Below are 22,804 nucleotides of genomic sequence, written 5' to 3' on the forward strand. Positions count from 1 at the left end.
CTTACTTCGTGATTTCCTGTAGTGTCTCTTCGTCTACCTTTTCGGAAGCTTCGCTCTCTTCCGCCGCCTTTGCGGCATTCTCACTGTTCTCTTTTGCTTTTTCTTCGTCTGCTTCGCTCTCCGGATAAAGCATAGGCTGCAGTTCCTCTAAAGCCTCCGGGTAATCAAAGTCGGCGCTCATCCCAAAGTATTCGTAGGTCAGGTCATACACACACCCGTTTTTTACAGCATCAAAATGCTGCCAGATATCGTTTGTCTCAAATTCCTCATTGAACATTTCAACAATCTGATCCGGCAGAGCGTGAGCCGCCCGCAGGATCACGTCCGGTTCTTTTGTCTTCATATCCTCCGTATTTACGGTCAGAAATTCTTGATCTGTTCCGGCATAAACATTCTGGCCGCCTGCCAGTTCCACCAGACTTCCCACATAAGAATTCTCAGTTGCAATGATATAACTTCCGGGAAGTCCCATGAGGATCAGCACTTTCGGTGCATCTTTCCCTTCATTTGTATTCTTGTAATCTTCATAAAACTTCGTGAATTCATCCACCATTTTCTGTGCCTGTTCTTCCCTTCCAAAGATCTCACCCAATTCTTGAATGGAACGGTACATCCCTTGTACGCTGCGCAGATTTAAGAACGCCCAGTCTGTATCAATAGCTTCATATTTGGGCTGCAGATCAGCCTGAAGGGTAGCCGGGCTCAGAATCCAGTCTGGATCCAGGGATGCTACGATCTCCATATCCGGGGCCATGGCGGTTCCGACCTTCTCCGCTTCCTCATACCTTTCCGGAATCTCCGAGATAGAACTGGAGCATACGCCAACCAGGTCCAGCTCCAGCTGGTCGCAGATTTCCGCTGTGGACGGAGATGTGGCAATGATCCTCGGTTCTTCTGCCATCCCCTTTACCTTTGCTTTCGCGGCTTCCACAGCAGCTTTTTCCTCCGGGTCTGTGATCTCCAGCATAGTCTCCACACTTTCCATCTGGGGGGAGGCTTTGCTACTTTCAGAGGCGTTATCTCCTGTTTCCCCGCCGCTTTGATCTACACATCCTGCCAGAAGGCTGCAGGAAAGAACCGTGCATACGGTAAGGGACGGGATTCTCTTTTTTACATCCATCCATCTATGCTTCATCATCATCGTAACCTCCGCCCCATCTTCTCCAGTTCTTCCGGAAGAAATAAACGATCACAGCAGCTGTCCCCATCAAAATCAGCCCGGATACTGTAACCGCAGTTCCCATAACAAAAACACTGCCCCCACTGGAACCTGCCATATCTTCCGCCTCTTCTACTGTGTCCGCTGCCGTGGATAGACTTAATCCCTGGGCATCGCTGAGTTCTGCATCGGTAGACGGCGTGGGCTGGGCCGCTTCATCAATGGAACTGGACAGTGCCGGCGCTTCCGTACTGTTGTCTACGGGCTCAGTATCCGAAGAGTCGGAGGATAATAATTCGGAGTCACTCTGGAGAGAGGAGCCGGACAGGCTGGCATTGCCATTTCCAGTGCTCTCACTTTGGGTATTCGTGCTGCCAGAGCCGCTTGTTCCGCTTTCTGTACTCGTGCTGCCAGAGCCGCTGTATGTAGATGTGCCGCCGCTTCCAGATGCTTCTGTTACAATCGTCGCATTCATATTTGTATTATTTCCTGCCGTGTAATCACTGGGATACAGGTAGAAGATCACATCCCTTCCCATAGGTTCCACATACATAGAGCCTCGGACCACACAATTCTCACTTGGCACCTGCATACAGATATCTGCTGTAGCACCGTTGTCATCTGTCCCATTGCCCGTCACGCCGATGGCAGGGCTGGACCAGTTGGAATCCCCCACATTCTGTACCCAGAAGCTGTGGTTTGACGTGTAGTCCATCAGGCTCATGCGGATCGTCAGGTAGTATTCCCCGCTGTCCGTCAACTCCAAAATACCGGTGGTATAGACAGCGCCGTCTACCATGCCCTGACCTGTGGCATAGGACGCCTCCCCGCCGGAATCTTCGATCACGCCGGTGACCGGATGGGCATAGCAGGGATGGATCACACAGGTGTAAATATTGCCGCTGGCTGCCCGGACCGGAACCGCTCCGATTCCTGCTCCCATCACCGTCAGCACAAGGGCTGCAAGCAGGCCGACAAAAATCTTTCTGATTTTCTTTACTGATTTCATACTTTTCTCCTATTTTTATTTCTTGTTCAGTCTGGGAAAGAGTCCTCCCCCGTAATCATTGCAACCGGATAGGAGTTCTACTCTCATCTGTCTGGTGGAAATCAATTCCGTTTATATGCAGTTAGTTCTGTCTTATATAAGTTAGCTATTACTAACACATGTAAGAATTATATACCATTCTATTCCAGCACTGTCAACTATTTTTTCAGGTTTTTTTATTTCTCCGTCCAGACTGATATACACCTTGAAGGTCTCCGGCGGAATCTTAAGAACAAATATCAGTATCTTTTTTATATTGACAAAATTTCATATCAGATATATTATAGCATTGTTATATATCACTGTTATATGGAGGTTTTTATGGACGAAAGGACATCATCCACACTGGAAAATATCCAGCAGGCTGCTTTAGAGGAATTTTCCGAAAAGGGGTTTCTTGGCGCTTCTCTGCGCCAGATTGTAAAGAATGCAGGCGTGACTACAGGCGCCTTTTATGGCTATTTTTCCAGTAAGGAAGCTCTGTTCGCATCCATTGTGGAACCCCATGCTGCCGCCCTCATGGGCAGGTTCATGGAAGCCCAGACAGGCTTTGCTGAATTGCCGGAAGAAGAGCAGTCCAACAGCATGGGGGAAGCTTCCAAATACTATGTAGACTGGATGGTGGATTATATTTGTGAGCACCGGGAGCCAGTCAGGCTACTGCTTTGCAGGGCGGAGGGAACTTCCTATGAACACTTCATTCACAACATGGTAGAAATCGAAGTGGAATACACACTGAAATATATGGAAGTGCTCCGAAGGACAGGACGGAAAGTCCCGGAGTTAAAGAAATCTCTCTGTCATATCATCGCCAGTGGAATGTTCAACGGTCTCTTTGAGATTGCAATCCACAATATGCCCCGGGAACAGGCACACCGGGATATCGAGCAATTCCGGGATTTTTATACTGCCGGATGGATAAAACTAATGGAAGAGCAGCGTTAGTATACATTGACGCTGCTTCTCCTGCTTCGTTTACCGACATTGACAGATGATATATTTCTATCCACAGCGGGAATTATTTCCTTTGTTTTTTGCTCAATAGTTAGCTTTATCTAACTATTAAATTTTATCTTTTAAGGAGGAAAACTAATGAAAGGAAAAAAGAAAAGTGATGTGGCGGTCCTGCTGGATTATGCGGGAAGCCGCAAGGGCCTGACCTTTCTTGGTCTGACCTTTTCAGCAGTATCCATGCTGCTCTCAATGGTTCCTTATATCTGTATCTGGCTTGCAGCCAGAGATCTAATCGCCGTTGCCCCGGACTGGACGCAGGCTCACGGCATCACCAGGTATGGATGGATGGCTTTTGTTTTTGCGTTTGCGGGAATTGCCCTGTATTTCGCAGGTCTGATGTGCACCCACCTGGCGGCTTTCCGCACTGCCTCCAATATCCGAAAAAAGGGGATTGCCCATGTAATGAAAGCACCGCTTGGCTATTTTGATGCCAATGCCTCCGGTCTGATCCGGGGACGTCTTGACGCAGCGGCAGCCGACACAGAGACCCTGCTTGCACACAACTTGGCGGACATCGTGGGCACCATCGTTCTGTTTATTTCCATGGTGATTCTGATGTTCCTGTTCGACTGGCGGATGGGTCTGGCCTGCCTGTTAGCGGCTGTAATCTCCATCATCTCTATGGCCTCTATGATGGGTGGGAAAAATGCAAGTTTCATGGCTCAATACCAAGCCGCACTGGATCGCATGAACAAGTCGGGGACAGAATATGTCCGGGGCATTCCAGTAGTTAAGATTTTCCAGCAGACTGTCTATTCCTTCAAGGCATTCCAGGCTTCCATTGAAGAATACAGTTACTTTGCTGAACATTATAATTCTCATGTGTGCAGTAAACCCCAATCCGTCAATCTGACCTTCACTGAAGGCGCTTTTGTATTTCTTGTCCCGGTGGCGCTGTTTTTGGCTCCGGAGGCTCTGGCGGATGGAAGTTTTGCTGGTTTTATCACAGATTTTGTATTCTACGCAGTGTTCTCCGCTATCATCTCCACTGCACTGGCAAGGATCATGTTCGCCTCCTCTGGAATTATGCTTGCCAGTGCGGCACTTGGCCGGATCAACAAAGTGATGGAATCCCCAACTCTGAAAAATCCTGCCAATCCCATGGAACCCCACGGCAGCAAAGTTGAGTTTATGAATGTCAGCTTTACCTATGACGGAGCCACAACGCCCGCTCTCTCCCACGTCTCATTCACAGCTGAATCTGGGCAGACCATCGCTCTGGTAGGGCCCTCCGGCGGCGGCAAAACTACAGCGGCCAGCCTGATCCCCCGCTTCTGGGACGTTTCCTCCGGCTCTGTTAATGTAGGCGGTGTGGATGTTAGACAGATCGATCCCCATGTGCTGATGGACCATGTGGCGTTTGTTTTCCAGAACAATCGCCTATTTAAAGCATCAATCCTGGAAAACGTCCGGGCGGCAAGACCGGGCGCCTCAAGAGAACAGGTGAAAAACGCTCTCATGGCAGCCCAATGCCAGGATATCCTCGATAAACTTCCAGAAGGAATGGATACATTGATCGGCACGGAGGGCACCTATCTCTCCGGCGGTGAACAACAGCGGATCGCCCTTGCCAGAGCCATCTTAAAAGATGCGCCTATCATCGTCCTCGATGAGGCCACAGCCTTTGCCGACCCGGAGAACGAAGTCCTGATCCAGAAAGCTTTCGCCACACTAACGAAGGGCCGCACCGTGATCATGATTGCCCACCGTCTGTCCACCGTGGTGGGTGCTGACCAGATTATCGTCCTGGATAGGGGCTGCATCGCAGAGCAGGGTTCCCATAAGGAACTTGTGGCTGCCAACGGCCTGTACGCCAGGATGTGGGCAGACTATAACAAGGCTGTCCGGTGGAAAATTTCCAGCGAAAAGGAGGACGAATAAATGTTCAGCAAAAAATTTCAGAGAAAATACGCACTCACCGACCAGGGACTGCGAAACACAAAAAGGGGAGCGTTCTGGACTGTCATCGTCAATCTTGTTGTCATGGGAGGGATGGGAATCCTTTATCTTCTCACAGGGTCCTTCATGGAAACCTTGACGGAAGAAAAAAACCTGCCGACTGTGGTATTCCCCATCGCCCTGACTGTCCTGTTCCTGGTTTTATCATTTCTCACCCATCTGCAGCAGTACCAGGCTACCTACGGTCTGGTATACAATGAGGTAAAGGCAACTCGTCTCAGCATGGCAGAGCGGCTCCGCAAGCTGCCCCTCGGATACTTCGGGAAGCGGGATCTGGCAGACCTGACCGAGACCCTGCTGGGGGACGTGAACCGGATGGAGCATGTGTGGTCCCACGTCCTCGGATATCTGTACGGCGCTTATATTTCTACATCGCTGATTGCCGTATGCCTGTTCGTCTATGACTGGCGGCTTGCCATTGCCTGCCTGTGGGGCGTACCGGCAGCTTTCGGGCTTCTGTTTGGAAGCCGGAAAATTGCGGCCCGTGCCTCTGAACGGACAAAAAAAGCCGCTCTCCGGGTATCGGACGGAATCCAGGAGGCGCTGGAAAATGTTCGGGAAATCCGCGCTACCAACCAGGAAGAGCTCTATCTGGATCGCCTGAATCAGAAAATCGATGAGCACGAAAGGATCATGACCCGGGGCGAGCTCGGCACAGGCATATTTGTCAATGCCGCCAGCGTGATTATGCGTCTGGGCGTGGCAACGACCATCCTGACCGGAGCCGGTCTGATCCTCTCAGGTGAGATTAATTTCATGCTGTTGTTTTTATTCCTGCTAGTCATCACCCGTATCTACGCACCCTTTGATCAGAGTCTTGCCCTGATCGCAGAAATGATCATATCACAGGTATCCGCTGATCGGATCACAGAGCTCTACGAAACCCCTGCTGCCAACGGGAACAGCAAATTTACTCCGAATGGGCACGATATCGTATTTGAACATGTACATTTTGCTTATGATGAGAAAGAAGTTCTCCATGATGTAAGTTTTACTGCAAAAGAGGGGGAAGTCACTGCGCTGGTGGGACCTTCTGGTTCAGGCAAGAGCACCTGTGCCAGACTTGCCGCAAGGCTCTGGGACATCACAGGCGGCAAAATCCTCGTAGGCGGTATAGACATCTCAAAAGTAGATCCGGAGGTGCTCCTTACCGATTACTCCATGGTATTCCAAGATGTGATCCTCTTTGATGATACTGTCATGGAAAATATACGTCTGGGAAAACGGGGCGCTACGGACGCGGAAGTACTTGCCGCGGCCCAGGCTGCCAACTGTGAAGAGTTTGTCCGGCATCTTCCACAAGGCTATGATACGCCTATCGGCGAGAACGGCGCCAGGCTCTCCGGCGGCGAGCGCCAGCGCATCTCCATCGCACGGGCTCTCCTGAAGGACGCGCCTATCCTTCTCCTTGACGAAGCTACGGCAAGTCTGGATGTGGAGAATGAGACAAAGGTACAGGAAGCTCTCTCCCGCCTGCTTGCAGGAAAGACGGTTCTGGTCATCGCCCATCGGATGCGCACCGTGGAGGCAGCGGACAAGATCATCGTTCTCTCCGACGGTCAGGTAGTGGAGGAAGGTGCCCCGACAGAACTGATGAGCCGGGACGGTCTCTTTCGTCACATGGTGGAACTGCAAAGGCAGAGCGCCGGATGGAGTCTGAAATAACATATTTGTTTTTAAATAGCCGGAGTCCGCAAACAGCGGCTCCGGCTATTTAAAAATAAAAATTACAGCAAATGTTGTTTATACGTCAAAGCAGCCTCCGCCTACAAATTCCCGCAAAATGGAATTGTGTGGAATAGCTTCACTGGGCACACTGACGAAATAATCCAGGAACTTCAGAAGTCGTTTTGCTTCGTTATATTCCGGTTCTCCAGGCTGAATGGAAAAGAGAAGGGGTTCTGCATACAGCTTTAATACGGCCAGCTCATAGATCAGGGCAGAATTAAACATGACATCTGCAGACTCTTGATAAGGAAAAATATTTTCTTCTTCTCCTCTCCTTACGGAATTCCACATAGCAATCGTAGCCTTTGCAGAGGCTCCCCTTGTCCTGGCATCCCGGACAATCCGACGGATCAGTCTGCCGTCCGTAGTTGGAATCCGGTTATGCTCATCAATGTTAATCTGGGTAAGGGCGCTGATATAAATACGGAATTTGCTCTCATCGGGAAGACTAAAACTCAGCTTATCATTAAGGCAATGAATCCCCTCAATTACCAGCACATCCTCAGGCCCCAGACGAAGAGAATCTCCCCGATATTCCCTCATTCCTGTTTTAAAATTAAAAGAGGGCATGGAAACCTGTTCACCTCTTAAAAGAGCGGTCATATCTTCGTTAAACTGTTTTACGTCAATGGCTTCCAGACACTCAAAGTTATAATTTCCTTCTTCATCCAGGGGTGTATCTTCTCTGTTTACAAAATAGTTATCCACTGCTATGGGATGAGGTTTCAGACCATGGGCGGATAGCTGTATAGATAATCTATGAGAAAAAGTGGTCTTTCCTGAGGAAGAAGGTCCCGCGATCATAATGAATTTTTTGCTTCTGTCATTGGCAATCCTGTCTGCTATCTGTGAGATTTTTGCCTCCTGAAGGGCTTCTGCAATGAGTATCAGCTCATTGGCGCCTTTCTGGCTGATCTGTTCGTTTAAATCCCCTACTGCATCTGCTCCGATCATTTCTCCCCAGTTTCCAGACTCCTTCTGCACCTGGAAAAGTTTTATCCATGGCTTAAAAGGAGGAACCTTCTCAGGTTCATCTTTATCAGGAAGCTGGAGCACCAAACCTTCGTCAAAGGGATATAATTCAAAATATTTCAGATAACCGGTATGGTTTACCATATAGCCATAAAAATAATCTTCGAACTCTTCCAGACTATAGATATTTACCCTGGAACCACGGCGGAAATGGAAGAGTTTTTCTTTGTCATACATATGATGACGATGGAATATTTCAATAGCCTCACTGGTTCCTACACTTCTTTTTCGTATGGGAATCTGCCTTTCTGCCAGCTCCATCATATAAGCTTTTACATCTGCAAGAAACTCTGGCGTAATTTTTACATCTCCATCTATAGTATAGTAATATCCGGAGCTGACGGAAAAGTGCAGCACAACTTTCCGGATCTTTCCATGTCCGGCCACATGATAAAGGGCTTTCAGCAAAAGCAGAGAAGTGCTCCTTTTATAAGTCTGATGGCCAATTTCATCCTTTGTAGTAATAAATTCCAGCTCTCCGTCTTTTTTCAGTTTTTTATGGAGCTCACAGAGCTTCTTATCCTTCATTACCAGCACGATGGAATGTCTGGTGATTCCCCGGTAGTCTTCAGCAATTTTACTGTAGGGAGTTCCATAAGGATACTCTCTCTGTTTTCCCAGAATCTTAACGGAAATCATTCTTTCTTTCACTGTGCCTCTCCTTTCCTGTCAAATATCCAGTAACTATATGGCTTTGCAAGGGTGCTGCACCCTCATTTTTTCTACCTCTAATTCCGGTAGCATTTGTCCCAGTTCTTCTTCCATATAATCCATAAAAATATACTCTGTTCCATAGTGGCCGGCGTCTATTACGCATATTCCCTGGGAAACTGCATCTATAGAGGAATGATAATCCATGTCCGCTGTAACATATACATCTGCCTGAGAATGGAGTACAGAAGGCATAAGACTTTTCCCCGAACCGGTACATACAGCAACCCTTTCCACCTTCTTATTTAAGTCGCCATATACTTTCACAAAGGGCAGCTGAAATTTTTCTTTTACAAATCTGCCAAAGGCTTCCAGGGTCTGGGCCTCTGCCAGGTTTCCCACTCTTCCCAGGCCTTCCTGTCTGCCTTCCCGGTCATAAGTAACCTCCAGAATTTCACGGTCCTTAAGCTCCAGGTAATCTGCACTTAAATCTGCCATTCCCAGTACATCAAAATTCGTATGCATGGCATAATAGGAAATTCCGTTCTCTATCAATCCTATGATCCGGCGGCTGATAAAATTATCGGCAGTGACCTTCTTAATTCCTGAAAAAATCAGCGGATGATGGGTAATCATCATGTCTGCTCCAGCTTTCACAGCTGCCTCAAGGCTTTCATCGGTCACATCCAGAGCCAGAAAGACCCTCTTTACTTCTTTCTCCGGATCTCCCACAAGAAGTCCGGGATTATCCCACTCTTCAGCAAAAGATACCGGATACTTCTCTTCAATCTTTCTGATAACATCTTTACATTTCATAGTATGCCAGTGCCTCCTTTCTGTCTCTTATTTCCTCCTGCAGCTCCTCTTTCCTTTTCTCTGCCGAGGAGGTCTCTACCTGGGTAAGCTTTTTTAAAAGTTCTCTGGAGGCCCGGTCCTCTTTTTCCAGGAACTCTCTTAAAACAGGGTGCCTCTTTTCCAGAAGTTTCTTCCCATAGAGATATTCTGCTTTTTTTGTATAATTCATACTCCCCTGGACAGCTTTCATCATAGGATAATATTTTTTCTCTTCCTCAACCATATCTTCTTCAATGATCCTATAACCATTTTCAGCCAGAAACTGGCGGAAATGGCCGATTTCTGACTGAGGCTGGAGGATCAGTTCTTTCATATCTTTCAGGACCGGGGCTCCTTGCGTAAGGATTCTCTCCATAAGAGGGCCTCCCATTCCTGCGATCACCAGACACTGGGCCTCTCCAGGTTCTAAAGCTTTCAGCCCGTCGGAAAGTCTGGTCTCTATGTAAGCTTCCAGTCCCCATTCCCGGATATGCTCCCTGGCCCGCAAAAGAGGACCTTGGTTGATATCCATGGCAATGGCTCTTGGTATCTGTCCTTTCTGTATTAAATATATAGGAATATATCCGTGGTCGCAGCCTACATCTGCCAGCACCAGTCCGGGGCTCACCAGAGCTGCGACAGCTTTCAGCCGCCGGGATATCTGCAATTCTCTCATATTTCTCCTTTAATCCAGATAATCTTTCAGTTTTCGGCTGCGGCTGGGATGACGGAGCTTTCTAAGGGCCTTAGCCTCAATCTGGCGGATACGCTCTCTGGTAACATTAAATTCTTTTCCTACTTCTTCCAAAGTTCTGGCTCTTCCGTCATCCAGACCGAAACGAAGGCGGAGAACTTTCTGTTCTCTTTCTGTAAGAGTTCCCAACACCTCTACAAGCTGTTCTTTCAGCAGAGTAAAGGCAGCAGCGTCTGCAGGTACCGGCACATTATCATCCTGGATAAAATCTCCCAGATGGCTGTCTTCTTCTTCACCAATAGGTGTTTCCAGTGAAACTGGCTCCTGAGAAATTTTCAGGATTTCTCTGACACGATCCACAGACATATTCATTTCCTCTGCAATTTCTTCCGGCTGAGGCTCTCTTCCCAACTCCTGAAGAAGCTGTCTGGATACCCGAATCAGTTTGTTGATGGTTTCCACCATATGCACAGGGATACGGATAGTTCTGGCCTGATCTGCTATGGCTCTGGTAATGGCCTGACGGATCCACCAGGTAGCATAGGTAGAGAATTTATATCCTTTCCGATAATCAAATTTTTCCACAGCTTTGATCAGTCCAAGATTTCCCTCCTGAATCAAGTCTAAGAACAGCATACCTCTTCCCACATATCTTTTGGCAATGCTGACTACCAGACGGAGATTAGCCTCTGCCAGACGTTTTTTGGCACTTTCATCGCCGTTCTCCATTCTTTTGGCCAGGCTGATTTCTTCCTCAGCTGTGAGAAGAGGAACTTTTCCAATTTCTTTCAGATACATACGCACCGGATCTTCAATGCTGACTCCTTCCGGCACAGACAGGTCGATATTTTCCATATCTACCTCGTCCTCTTCACTGAGGTTCATTTCTTCTTCATCACTCATGATCAAGTCATCCATATCATTGTCTTGAATCCTCAGCACATCCACGCCATTGGCCTCCAGGTAGTCAAAAACCTTGTCCATATGCTCTGCATCCAGAGGAAAATCCTTGAAAAAGTCATTGATTTCCTGGTATTCCAGTACGTTTTTCTTTTTCTTTGCCAGCTCGATAAGCTCTGCCAGTTTCTCGCTGAATTTTGCCATGTTCATTTCCATAAATGTTCCATCCTCTCAATTCTTAATTATATGGTATCCTCAATCAAAGGAAATATGCAGTGTCACTCTGCCTCTTTCCAGGTCCTCCAGTCTTTTTCTCGCCTCCACAATCTTCTGCAGTCCTGTAAGGTCTGTAGGGGCCAGATGCTGGTTCTGCCATGCAATGCTGTCTCTTTTCAGTCTGCATACAGTCTCCAGCACCGCCCGTTTGGCCTCCTCCTGACTTTCCAGGTGGAGAGAGGCATGAAACAGGGAGGTTACTTCTCTCTGTTCTTCCGGGTCAGAAAACTGGTTGAGCAGTTTTGCAGGATTTACCTCCCCCTCTTCATGTTGGGCGAAGACAATCTCTGCCACCTGGTGATATAGGGGGGTAGTAAAGTCCTCCGGCCCGATGTATCCCGCTATAGTATCAAACATTTTAGGATAGGAGGTCAGCCAGGTAAGCATGAGTTTCTGTGCAGTCTGTCCTCCATCTTCCTTATTTTCCTTCTTTTTCCTTGGTCCTTCTCTCCGAACAGTATCAGAGGACTTTTGGGGAGCCAGAGCCATATGGTTTACCATTTTCCGCAGATCCTCAAATTGGATCTGATAAATTCGGGAAATCGTTTCCATGTAGTTGTTCCGCTCCAGTTCTTCTGGAAATTCCAGGAGCATACCCGCGATTTCTCTGAAGAACTGCGTCTTTTCCTCAGGGTCTGACAGATTATATTTTTTCTCCAGTACCTTTACCTGGAAAAGGAAATAGTTCATCGCTTCTTCCAGGCGTTTCTCAAAAGCCTCACGGCCCTCTGCCTTTATAAATTCATCTGGGTCTTTGTAAGGAGCCAGGTTTACCACTCTGGGACGGATTCCTGCCGCTCTCAGAATAGGAATTCCCCTCAGAGCCGCCTTCTGTCCTGCCTCGTCACTGTCATAGGTAAGCAGAACTTCTTTGGTGTACCGGCTCATCAAACTGGCATGTCCCGATGTTAAAGCCGTGCCCAGAGAAGCCACCGCATTGGTAAAACCTGCCTGGTGCATAGAAATCACATCCATATACCCCTCACAGATGATCAAATAGGGCTTTCTGGAAGTTCTGGCTACATTCAGTCCGTACAGGTTCCGGCTTTTATCGAAAATCTTTGTTTCCGGCGAGTTCAGATATTTAGGTTCTCCCTGACCCATAACCCGTCCGCCAAAGCCAATAACCCGGCTGTTCACATCCATAATGGGAAACATGACCCGGTTCCAGAACCGGTCCTGCATCCCACGGCGTTCATCTATATTAAAAAGTCCGGATTCTTTCAGCAGTTCATCTGAATATCCCTGGCCTTTCAGATATTTATACAGGGCTCCGGAATACCGGGGAGAACATCCCAGTCCAAACTTTTTAATAGTCTCATCGGAAAGCTCTCTCCTTTTCAGGTATTCCATCCCCTGTATTCCCTTTTCACTTTTCAGTTGATAATAATAGAATGCGGCTGCCTTCTTATTGATTTCCAGAAGTCTGGATTTCAAGTCTGCCGCCCTTCTGGCCTCAGGCGAATACTCTGCCTGTGGCAGACGGACTCCCGCCCGGTCAGCCAGATATTTAACTGCTTCCACAAAAGTAAAATTTTCGTATTCCATCAAAAAAGTGAATACATTGCCTCCTGCACCGCAGCCAAAACAGTAATACATCTGTTTTCCCGGACTTACGGAAAAAGAAGGTGATTTCTCGTTATGAAAAGGACAAAGGCCAAAATAGGAGCTGCCCTTTCGCTGGAGCTTCACATATCCGGAGATCACATCTACAATATCGTTTTTCATGCGGACTTCTTCAATAACATCATCCGAATAATACATTTTGATCCCTCTTTTCCACTATCTCTTTACCCGTCCTCTCCATCCTTTCGGAATAAAAATATCTTTGAATTTTTCCAGGGAATACTGGTCAGTCATACCTGAAATATAGTCGCAGACCACCCGTTCTTCAGGCTCGCCCTCTTCCATGAGCCACTGGTATTCTTCTGACATTTTTTCCGGAAATTTCCTGTAATATGTATATAATTCCTCAATTACGTGTTCTGCCTTTTTTTCCTCGCTTTTCGCCACAGGATTCAGATAAACATCCTGAAACATCAGACTTCTAAGATCCCGAAGTCCCTCTTCAATCTCCGGGGACATGGAAATCCTTTCTTTCCCCCTGCTGTGTTCCACAATGTCATGGACAAAGGTATTCAGCCGTTCTTTGGTATTCTCTCCCAAAAGCATCCGAAGAGTAATGGGAATATTATCTTCCGAAATAATCCCTGCCCGCTGAGCATCATCCATATCATGATGTATGTAAGAAATCTTATCACTGTATCGAACAACCTGCCCTTCCAGAGTATGAGGCTTTCCGCTGGTCCTGTGGTTAATGATCCCGTCCCGTACCTCCCAGGTCAGGTTCAGTCCTCTCCCACTTTTTTCCAGTCTTTCCACTACCCTGAGGCTTTGGCTGACGTGGGAAAAACCCAGAGGGCAGACCCGATCCAATACCTTTTCACCGGCGTGCCCAAAAGGCGTATGCCCAAGGTCGTGGCCAAGAGCAATGGCCTCTACCAGATCCACATTCAGATACAGAGCCTTTGCAATCGTCCTGGCAATCTGCGAAACTTCCAGAGTATGTGTCAGCCGGTTCCGATAGTGATCTCCCTGGGCCGCCAGAAAGACCTGAGTCTTATCTTTCATTCTCCGGAAAGATTTGCTGTGGAGTATCCGGTCACGATCTCTTTGATAAGCGGTCCGAATATCACATTCTGTCTCCTCCTTGTCTCTTCCCCGGGAATTCACGCTGCAGGCAGCGTAAGGGCTGAGAAATTCCAACTCTTTAGCTTCCATTTCTTCACGAATATTCATCCACAGGTCACCGTCCTCTCTCGAGTCATATCCTCTGATAATTATATTACCGTTTTCCCGCAGATTTCCTTCTTTTCTTTTCAAAAAGTTCCAACAAATGTGGATTTCTGATTTTTCTCACGATTCTTTCCATGCACTGCGCAGGAAGTTGATTTCTGCTGCATAACCGCTAAGGTCATTTGGAGTCTCCAGATAAAAAGGAAGATTTCTAAGGGCTGGATGGTTGATAATCCTGACCATAGCTTCTTTTCCGATTTTTCCTTCACCTATTCTGGCATGACGGTCCTTATGGCTCCCCAGTCCGTACATACTGTCGTTTAAATGGATGGCCTTAAGCCGTGTAAGGCCGATTACTTTGTCGAATTCATCCAGAACTCCTTCCAGATTATTTACAATGTCGTAGCCTCCATCATAGACATGGCAGGTATCCAGGCATACCCCCATTTTTTCCTGTAGCTCTACCCGGTCCAGGATCTCCCGAATCTCTTGAAAGTTTCTCCCGATTTCACTGCCCTTTCCTGCCATGGTCTCCAGAAGCACCGTAGTGCTCTGCTCAGGACAGAGAATCTGATTCAGCATATCCGCAATCAGCTGGATTCCCTTTTCGGCCCCCTGTTTCACATGGCTTCCCGGATGAAAGTTATAGCAGTTTCCAGGGGTATATTCCATTCTCTTCAGATCATCTGTCATTGTAAGGTAAGCAAATTCCCGGACCTTCTCATCCGGTGAACAGGCATTCAGGGTATAAGGAGCGTGGGCCAGTATCTTCTGGATTCCCAGTTCAGAAGCTTTTGCATGAAAAGCCTTCACATCTTCCGGATCAATTGTCTTAGCCTTTCCTCCTCTGGGATTTCTGGTGAAAAACTGAAAAGTATTGGCCTGTATTTTTTCTGCATCCTCTGCCATAGCTCTGTATCCTTTGGCAGAGGATAAATGACAGCCTATAGTCAGCATCCTGATTCCTCCTTTGTTTCGGCAATATCTGTGAATAAATAAAGAGCTAATGCAAAAGCAAGACTACAAAATTGTTTCTGCTCTTGTATTAACTCTTTAGCTACATATACAAGATTTCCTCCTATATATTTTTAAGTTTAAATTTGTAACGGATTACTCTGTTGATTACTTTTTTGATCACCTTATATTTATACATAAGAAAAATCCCCTTAAAAATAAGGGGATTTCTTACTGCGGGAGATGGGACTTGAACCCACACGAGCATACACCCACAAGATCCTTAGTCTTGCCTGTCTGCCAATTCCAGCACTCCCGCTTGTCTGTCGTTTTCAGCACTCCTCAGCGACAAGTGAAAGTATAGCAGAGATTTTTGGATTCGTCAATACTTTTTTCAAAAAAATTTTTTTAATTTTTTAAACTTTCCGGAATTTTTCCCGAATAAGGCATTCTCCTCTTAAAAGACGTTCCTTTAAATCCTCTTTGTCTCCCAGGATTTCCTTGAAACAGGCCCACTCATCCAGGATTCCCTGCCCATGGGGAACCAGATAGGCGCCTGCATCACTGCCCAGGGCAAGTTCCACCCCTGCCTCATAACCTTTTCTTATATTCGTCTTTCCCTTTTCCCAGATCTGTAAAAGAACCTGGTCGGAAAAACGACCTTTTCCAATGAGATTTTTCACTACAGTGATCGTGGGGACCCAGATTGTTCCCTGCTCTGCCATGATCTTCACAGCCTCTTCGTCTGCATAATTGCCATGTTCAATGCTGTCTACGCCTGCCATGGCCGCTTCTTTTACGGCCTTTGCCCCATTAGTATGGGACATGACCGAGAATCCCTCTTCGTGGGCAATATGGACCATTTCTCTGACTTCCTCAAAAGAAAGAGCGGTGCCTGTTATAGAACCATCTGTATCAAAGTCCATGATACCAGTGGTCATGATCTTAATGAAATCACCACCCTCTCTCTTAACCTCTCTGACCAGAGCCGTATATTCTTTCATGGTTTCGAAAGCCCTGCCTACGATTCCCCCATAATGCCCTTTCTTATGGATTGCAAAAACAGGAGTTCTGTAATCAATCCCATACTCTGGGGCGATTTCTCTGGCTCTTTGAGAGACGCGGAGATAATCTCCGCCGTCTCTCACAAAAGACACATTTTTTTCCTGATAGGCTTTTAGATGCTCTCTGATCAGTTTTTCATCAGGAGCCTTTTCATGGTCTTTCACTGCCTGACGATAGTCCAGAGCATTCATAAATATATGTGCATGGTTTTCTCCAAACATCTTTGTGTCACCTTCTGTATTTCTGTTATCTCCTTCCGGCGGAAAGAAAAATTTCATAATATCCCGGTTCCAGAAGGAGCTTTCCTGTTCTTTCCAGACTGGGGTTCCGTCTGCCGTTGAGATATGCTTTTTTCCCGGAATAGGGAAGGATAAATCTGGCTTTGGCATCAAAAGGAACTCAGGAAAAGACCGGATATTCACACTCATATCCCAAGGGATTTTTCAGATGGTTTACTCTCATATTTCTGATCTTCATATCAATCATCCTCTACTTTTGCCCATCCGAAGGCGCATTTTACTGCTTTTTTCCATCCCTTTGCCTTTTTATCCCGTTCTTCCACAGAAATCTCCGGCATAAACGCACGGTCAATCTCCCAGTTGCTGATAATCTCCTTGGGACTGTTCCAGTAACCAACTGCCAGGCCTGCCAGGTAAGCGGCCCCCATAGCTGTAGTCTCTACACATACCGGACGCTTTACAGGAACCTGGATCATATCTGCCTGAGCCTGCATGATGAAGTTATTGGCGCTGGCCCCACCGTCTACTTTCAGAGAATTCAGTTCAATGCCGGAATCTGCTCTCATAGCCTCGATAACATCGTGGACCTGATAAGCCAGAGACTCCAGGGTAGCCCGGATAATGTGACATTTATTTACTCCTCTGGTCAGTCCTACAATAGTTCCTCTGGCATACTGATCCCAATAAGGCGCTCCCAGTCCGGTAAATGCCGGCACTACATAACAGCCGTGGGTATCTTTTACCTTCCTGGCCATATACTCAGAGTCTTCTGCAGAGTCAATGAGCCGCAGCTCATCTCTGAGCCACTGGATCACAGCTCCTGCCACGAAAACAGAGCCTTCCAGTGCATAGGTAATCTTCCCGTCCAATCCCCAGGCAATGGTAGTAACCAGCCCGTTTTCAGAAAATACCGGCTTCTCGCCTGTATTCATCAGAAGGAAGCAGCCTGTACCATAAGTATTCTTTGCGTCTCCTTTTTCGAAACAAGTCTGTCCAAAAAGAGCAGACTGCTGGTCTCCTGCTGCTCCGCCAATAGGAATGGGACCGCCAAAAAAGCTGCTGTCCGCTGTGCCGTATATGCAGCTGGAAGGCTTCACCTGAGGCAGCATCTCTCTGGGAATATCCAGCTCTTTCAGAATATCATCATCCCAATCCAGAGTATTAATATTAAAAAGCATGGTCCTGGAAGCATTGGAATAATCTGTAACATGCGCTTCTCCCTTAGTCATCTTCCAGATCAGCCAGGTCTCTACAGTTCCAAAAAGGAGTTCTCCTTTTCTGGCCCTTTCTCTGGCCCCGTCTACATGGTCCAAAATCCATTTTACTTTTGTTCCTGAGAAATAGGCGTCAATGATCAGACCGGTTTTTTTCCGATATTCTTCTGTAAGCCCCTTCTCCTTAAGAGAATCACAGTATTCAGAAGTCCTCCTGCACTGCCATACAATGGCGTGATAGATAGGCTCTCCTGTATTTTTATCCCATACAATTGCAGTTTCTCTTTGATTTGTAATTCCTATAGCTACAATATCCGCTGCCTCTGCGCCTGCTTTCTGCATAGCCTCTACAGCCACCCCAAGCTGATTAGACCATATCTCATTGGCGTCATGTTCTACCCAGCCTGGTTTTGGAAAATACTGGGTAAATTCTTTCTGAGCAAAGCTTATGATTTCCCCTTTTTTATTGAACAGAATACATCTGTTACTGGTAGTCCCTGCATCCAATGCCATTACATATTTTGCCATGTAATATCCTCCTGTGTATTTACGATTTTCTGAATTTACTGATATTTTATCGCTGTTTCTACTTTTTTTCAACACTTTCAGGGGAATCCTCTTAATAATTTGCCTCTCATAAAAGGCACAAATTCTTTTCTGCCTCATATAATAAATCAATGACATTTTCCGAGGTTTCTTATGAATGTTTTCTCACTGAAAGCAGCTCAGACAGTTGAGCGCACAGATCAGGGCAAGCTCCGGCTTTCCGTACTTACAGCAGACAGGAACCAGCCCATAGATGATGCCTCGGTCTCCATTTCTTACAGTGGAGATCCTGACTCTGTGATCGAGGAGGTCAATACAGATTCCAGCGGACAGATTCCAGAGCTGATTCTGCCCGCTCCCCCTCTGGAATACAGCATGGCCCCCTCTGAGTATCAGCCTTATGCAGAGTATACTTTCCGCATTTCCAAAGAAGGATATGAAGACCTGGAAATTTCCGGTGCAGAAATCCTCCCTGATTCCACTGCTACCCAGCAGGCCTTTCTCCGGCCTGCCGCTCCCGGGGAAAATTTCCAGGATATTGTAATTCCTGCCCATACACTTTTTGGCAATTATCCAGAAAAAATTCCAGAAGATGAGATAAAACCTATGGACACTTCCGGCGAGATCGTTCTCAGCCGGGTAGTAATTCCGGAAACTGTGGTGGTTCATGACGGTACTCCGGACAATACCTCCGCACAAAATTATTTCGTACGTTACAGAGATTACATCAAAAATGTGGCATGCAGCGAAATCTATGCCACCTGGCCAAAAGATACCATCCGGGCAAATGTACTGGCCATTATGTCTTTTACTTTGAATCGTGTCTATACTGAATGGTACAGAAATAAAGGTTATGATTTTACCATTACCTCTTCTACTGCCTTTGATCACAAATGGATGTATGGGCGAAATCTTTTTGAAAGTATTTCTGAAGTTGTTGACGAGCTTTTTGACAACTACCTCTCACGGCCTGGGGTTCGACAGCCTATTCTTACCCAGTACTGCGACGGTCAGAGAGTCCAGTGCCCTGGGTGGATGACCCAGTAGCAACGACATACAAACACAATACATAGTATATAATTACAGGAGGATGATACAATATATGCGCTCCCCGGCCAATAGCCGGGGAAATTTTTTATTGTTGGTTGAGCCACTCCTGAAATTTTCTGATACATACAGAGGGATTACTGAAGCTTCCGTCCTGAGTGCATCCTAACCATTTCTGCATAGCTTTGATTGTACCTGGTCCGATATACCCGTCTGCTGCTACTCCCACTTTATTTTGAATAGCTTTGATTAGAGCTGATCCACCTTTTTTAGTGCTTTCCCACTGGAAGCTTCCGACTACACCGGTGCAAATACCTTTATAGCAGGATAACTGGTTTGAAACAATTCCGTCCGATCCGGTTCCAAATACTGCCTGAGCCTTCTTAGTTGTTGCTGTTCCCCACAGGCCGTCTACCGTAATTTTCCCAGAAGAACTTGCTGGCTTATTCTGGCTTCCTGTAAGATCACCCTTACCTCTAATGTCTCCCTTATTACACCAAGCAAATCCATCTCCTAAAAGGAATGGATTATGTGTACCGGGAAGGATTTTAGTAATCTGTTTATAAACCCAATTCTTTGGTGCAATGGCTTTTGAGATGGGGTCTGTGCTGGAAGCGTAGTATGTAGATACAGTAACCCAATCTCCAACAGAATATCCATCAAGGGACTGAGTTATATCCTGTGAATTATCTGCATTTCCGGATCCTACACTGTCCGCTGTACCTCCGGACAGGATTTTATTTACCTGCTCAGCGATCCAGGGGAATTTACTTTCCAGATATGCTCCCGGACAGTCTGTTGCGGCGAACCATTTGTGCATTGTCAGATTACCATTTGTGTCCCCAGTGTAATTCAAACGTGCAATACCATTTCTTCGACAGATATCTGCACACAGTTCAACCAACTTATTCATGGCCTTTTCGGAGCAGCCCCAACCTGGTGCCCCAGCATTGTCGGCTACTTCTATGGTCACAGCCCGGTGATCATTGGCGCCGCTAGAGCTACACCAAGAACGGTCCTTTTCTTCTACATACATACCCACTCTTCCTTCGCTGTCGATTCCATAATTACTGCTGGCCTGTCTGGAAGATGGTGCAAACACATTACCGCAGGATTCTACGCTAAGGTTTCCGGCCATGTGATGGATAGTAATCCTGTCGATCTTCTGGTTTCTTGGGCTTGTCCTGTTTGGTGAAATTCTTGTATAGTTTACTAATGCACTGTTACTCATAATTTTCTCCTTTCTATCAGCCACATATGGCTGTGTCATACCAACAATAAAAGGGCGATATTACTCGCCCTCTGATTCATCAGGTACCTCTGGGATACCCGCAATAGATGTTAAAATACTTACTACTCCGGCCAGGATAGAGGCAGAGATCACATACTTCCAATCTACCTGCCCCATAGCCGCCGCAGTACCGATTCCAGCAATAGCTGCCTGAGCCACTGTTTTCCCGGCTCGGATTGCTGCCTTTTTAATCCATTTCTGCGTATTCACAGATACCTTAAATACACAATTTTTAAACACATTATCCTCTCCCTTACTTTAAAATAAATGTCACGAATGCTCCGGCTGCCGCACCAATTAGCCCAGTTATAAGAGAATCCCAGCGCCTTACTGGTGCCTTCTCCAGGTCACTAACCTTTAACGTAAGCTGAGTAAGATTTTTGTTCATAAATCCCACTTCTTTTGTAAGTCCCACCATTTCCTGGGCAAGCTGGTGTACCACTCTTACGATATCCTCCACCTCATCCATTCGATGTTTTAAAGAACCTATTTCTTTTTTCTGTTCAGCCAGGGCGATCCTGATATCTTCGTCCGACATACTTTTTCCCCTTCACTATAATAATTCTTCTACCTCTTCCTTTAAGGATTCCGGTACCTGATCCAGCTCCAGGCACCCCATCTTGATTCTCATTGCTAAAAACGCTGCCATTATCATTCACCTCCCATTGTGCTTAAAATCATCTCCTGGAGAGCGCCCTCTGTTACATCGGCTCTTCCTTCCAGGGAATCTACTCTCTTTTCCAGTTCTGTCTTCTCACGGATGCCAAAAGTAGCCTCTACCTTTCCACCCACAAGATCAACAGCGCTGAACAACGGAGATTCCAGCTTCATTCCTGTATATTCCCCAGTCACAGAATCATCTGTAGAGAATTTGACAGATTCCAGATTTCCTTCTTTGGTCAGTGCCGCAGCCACCGTACCAAGGGCAGTAAAGTCGTCCACAACTGTCGTTGCAGATCCGATAGCTGCACCTTCTTTGATTGCCAGTTCCGTTTTGTCCGCTAAAATCATTTTATCCATAGCGAAACCTCCTTTGAATTTAATTTTATGCAAAAGTGCATATCAAAAGGCGCCCTTATGGACGCCTTTAAATACACATTTTCACTCTGCTAAACCTCACTTTTACGCCGGAATCAGCCATAATTTACTCAAAATAGGGGTCCAATTCCCGGAAAAATTGCTTCCGGCGCTGCGGATCCGGGAGAGAAAAATATACTTTCGCTGCATTTTCGCAGCGCATAATACTCCAAATCCAGAAAAATCCGGCCGGATCAACTACGAAAGTGAGGTTTAGCAGTGTACGTCTCTATTCTTTTCCTGTATCCTTAAAAGAAAAAGGAGAAAGTAATTATGGATGTACGAGCCAAAATTGTTGATCAGGTTCTAGAATCTCTCCCGGAATTATCTGCAGATATCCGGGAGAGGATTGAAAGAACCTTACTTACCAGCCTGCAAGGATACGAAGTGCAGGAACGCTGCACCGAAGTCGCTGTCCATGACAATACCAACATGGGGCTTGTCCGCAAGTTTATCGCTACCAAAAAACTGGAAGGCAAGTCCGAAAGGACCCTGCGGCGGTACCAGCCGGAGTTAGAAAAACTCGTTTACTTTTTGGATAAGAAGCTATATGAAGTAAGCTCCTATGATCTCCGGCTCTACCTATCGCTCTATAAAGAGCAACGAAAAATCAGTAACCGAACCCTTGAAAATATGCGGAAGACAATCTCCACATTTTTCGGCTGGTTACACGACGAGGGGCTGATTGGTCAAAATCCAGCTCGGGCTGTGAAGCAAATCAAGTATGACAAAATAGTCCGCAAACCATTCTCCTCCGTGGATCGTGAGAAGTTGAAAAATGCCTGCTGCTGTTTGCGTGACCTTGCCCTTACGGAATTCCTTTATGCCTCCGGCCTGCGGGTTTCCGAGATTATCTCCCTGGATCGTACCAGTATAGATTTCATAACTCGGGAGGCAACCGTAATAGGCAAAGGCGGCAAAGAGCGCCGGTTTTACCTCTCAGAGGTCTGTGCTGAATACCTGCGACAGTACCTCAATAGCCGAATAGATGATAACCCTGCTTTGTTCGCAGGTGTCAAAGCTCCCTATCGCCGCCTTACAAAAGAGGGAGTAGAGTACATTGTTAAGGATCTCGGCAAAAAGGCCGGTGTGAGCAATGTCCACCCACATCGTTTCCGCCGGACCCTTGCCACTGATCTGGTCCGCAAGGGTGTCCCGATCCAGGACGTTGCTCAAATCCTGGGCCACTCCGACCTGCGTACCACCCAGGTATATGTAGCTCTCGACCAAAGCACTGTGAAATACCACTATAGTCAAGCCGTTGCGTAAAGGACCGCATA

General features: G+C 46.8%; 20 protein-coding genes and 1 tRNA gene. 5 read left to right on the plus strand and 16 right to left on the minus strand.

Features of this window, described 5'->3' with window-relative positions; all coding sequences use genetic code 11:
- Position 1: 1 nt before the first annotated feature.
- Both isdE and B5G33_RS13110 read right to left on the minus strand, forming a co-directional pair.
- The gene (isdE, locus tag B5G33_RS13105) at positions 2-1,141 is read right to left on the minus strand and encodes a heme ABC transporter substrate-binding protein IsdE (RefSeq protein ID WP_087268064.1); all 1,140 of its coding nucleotides are present in this window, start codon (positions 1,139-1,141) and stop codon (positions 2-4) included.
- Positions 1,125-2,168 carry a heme-binding Shp domain-containing protein gene (locus tag B5G33_RS13110; protein WP_087268067.1) on the minus strand — a complete coding sequence of 348 codons (1,044 nt, stop codon included), beginning with the start codon at positions 2,166-2,168 and terminating at the stop codon, positions 1,125-1,127. Before B5G33_RS13110 ends, isdE begins: the two co-directional genes overlap by 17 nt.
- 360 nt (positions 2,169-2,528) lie before the next feature.
- Between B5G33_RS13110 and B5G33_RS13115 the strand changes: the two genes are divergently transcribed.
- The 3 genes from B5G33_RS13115 to B5G33_RS13125 all read left to right on the plus strand — a co-directional run bounded on the left by B5G33_RS13115 (position 2,529) and on the right by B5G33_RS13125 (position 6,845).
- Positions 2,529-3,152, plus strand: coding sequence for a TetR/AcrR family transcriptional regulator (locus B5G33_RS13115; RefSeq protein ID WP_087268070.1), 624 nt, complete (start codon positions 2,529-2,531; stop codon positions 3,150-3,152).
- 147 nt (positions 3,153-3,299) lie between these two features.
- Entirely contained in the window at positions 3,300-5,102 is a 1,803-nt protein-coding gene (locus B5G33_RS13120) for an ABC transporter ATP-binding protein (RefSeq protein ID WP_087417947.1), read from the plus strand.
- A complete protein-coding gene (locus B5G33_RS13125) occupies positions 5,103-6,845 on the plus strand; it encodes an ABC transporter ATP-binding protein (protein WP_087268075.1) in 1,743 nt (580 codons plus the stop codon).
- A gap of 78 nt (positions 6,846-6,923) precedes the next feature.
- Here the strand turns inward: B5G33_RS13125 and B5G33_RS13130 are convergent, their stop codons facing one another.
- The 10 genes from B5G33_RS13130 to glpK form a co-directional block, all read right to left on the minus strand.
- A complete protein-coding gene (locus B5G33_RS13130; protein WP_087417948.1) occupies positions 6,924-8,591 on the minus strand; it encodes a nucleoside kinase in 1,668 nt (555 codons plus the stop codon).
- Between the two features lie 33 nt (positions 8,592-8,624).
- Entirely contained in the window at positions 8,625-9,407 is a 783-nt protein-coding gene (locus B5G33_RS13135) for a Nif3-like dinuclear metal center hexameric protein (RefSeq protein WP_087268080.1), read from the minus strand.
- Positions 9,397-10,101 (minus strand): tRNA (adenine(22)-N(1))-methyltransferase, encoded by a 705-nt coding sequence (locus B5G33_RS13140; RefSeq protein ID WP_087268083.1) that lies wholly within the window; start codon positions 10,099-10,101, stop codon positions 9,397-9,399. The genes B5G33_RS13135 and B5G33_RS13140 overlap by 11 nt, the downstream gene beginning before the upstream one ends.
- 9 nt (positions 10,102-10,110) lie before the next feature.
- Positions 10,111-11,235, minus strand: a complete 1,125-nt coding sequence (rpoD, locus tag B5G33_RS13145) for an RNA polymerase sigma factor RpoD (protein ID WP_087268085.1) — start codon at positions 11,233-11,235, stop codon at positions 10,111-10,113.
- 39 nt (positions 11,236-11,274) lie between these two features.
- Entirely contained in the window at positions 11,275-13,059 is a 1,785-nt protein-coding gene (dnaG, locus tag B5G33_RS13150; RefSeq protein WP_087268088.1) for a DNA primase, read from the minus strand.
- Positions 13,060-13,077: 18 nt separating this feature from the next.
- Positions 13,078-14,094 (minus strand): deoxyguanosinetriphosphate triphosphohydrolase, encoded by a 1,017-nt coding sequence (locus B5G33_RS13155; protein WP_087268511.1) that lies wholly within the window; start codon positions 14,092-14,094, stop codon positions 13,078-13,080.
- Positions 14,095-14,211: 117 nt separating this feature from the next.
- Positions 14,212-15,048 (minus strand): deoxyribonuclease IV, encoded by an 837-nt coding sequence (locus B5G33_RS13160; RefSeq protein ID WP_087268091.1) that lies wholly within the window; start codon positions 15,046-15,048, stop codon positions 14,212-14,214.
- A gap of 232 nt (positions 15,049-15,280) precedes the next feature.
- Positions 15,281-15,364 (minus strand) — tRNA-Leu (locus tag B5G33_RS13165).
- Positions 15,365-15,461: 97 nt separating this feature from the next.
- A complete protein-coding gene (locus B5G33_RS13170; protein ID WP_330396697.1) occupies positions 15,462-16,499 on the minus strand; it encodes an amidohydrolase family protein in 1,038 nt (345 codons plus the stop codon).
- A gap of 89 nt (positions 16,500-16,588) precedes the next feature.
- The gene (gene glpK, locus B5G33_RS13175) at positions 16,589-18,091 is read right to left on the minus strand and encodes a glycerol kinase GlpK (protein ID WP_087417949.1); all 1,503 of its coding nucleotides are present in this window, start codon (positions 18,089-18,091) and stop codon (positions 16,589-16,591) included.
- Positions 18,092-18,262: 171 nt separating this feature from the next.
- On the opposite strand from glpK, the gene B5G33_RS13180 reads away from it, so the two are divergent.
- On the plus strand, positions 18,263-19,156 hold the full coding sequence (locus tag B5G33_RS13180; protein ID WP_087417950.1) for a carboxypeptidase-like regulatory domain-containing protein: 894 nt from the start codon (positions 18,263-18,265) through the stop codon (positions 19,154-19,156).
- An 88-nt stretch (positions 19,157-19,244) separates the two neighbouring features.
- Here the strand turns inward: B5G33_RS13180 and B5G33_RS13185 are convergent, their stop codons facing one another.
- The 4 genes from B5G33_RS13185 to B5G33_RS13200 form a co-directional block, all read right to left on the minus strand.
- Entirely contained in the window at positions 19,245-20,387 is a 1,143-nt protein-coding gene (locus B5G33_RS13185) for a peptidoglycan recognition protein family protein (RefSeq protein ID WP_087417951.1), read from the minus strand.
- A 60-nt stretch (positions 20,388-20,447) separates the two neighbouring features.
- Entirely contained in the window at positions 20,448-20,687 is a 240-nt protein-coding gene (locus tag B5G33_RS13190) for a holin (RefSeq protein ID WP_087417952.1), read from the minus strand.
- A 13-nt stretch (positions 20,688-20,700) separates the two neighbouring features.
- Entirely contained in the window at positions 20,701-20,985 is a 285-nt protein-coding gene (locus tag B5G33_RS13195) for a hypothetical protein (RefSeq protein WP_087417953.1), read from the minus strand.
- Between the two features lie 113 nt (positions 20,986-21,098).
- The gene (locus B5G33_RS13200) at positions 21,099-21,467 is read right to left on the minus strand and encodes a hypothetical protein (protein WP_087417954.1); all 369 of its coding nucleotides are present in this window, start codon (positions 21,465-21,467) and stop codon (positions 21,099-21,101) included.
- Positions 21,468-21,797: 330 nt separating this feature from the next.
- On the opposite strand from B5G33_RS13200, the gene xerA reads away from it, so the two are divergent.
- Positions 21,798-22,793: a site-specific tyrosine recombinase/integron integrase gene (gene xerA, locus B5G33_RS13205; protein ID WP_087417955.1), complete on the plus strand. Its 996-nt coding sequence runs from the start codon at positions 21,798-21,800 to the stop codon at positions 22,791-22,793.
- Positions 22,794-22,804 lie beyond the last annotated feature (11 nt).

This window comes from Blautia sp. An81 (assembly GCF_002161285.1).
Taxonomy (GTDB): domain Bacteria; phylum Bacillota; class Clostridia; order Lachnospirales; family Lachnospiraceae; genus Blautia; species Blautia ornithocaccae.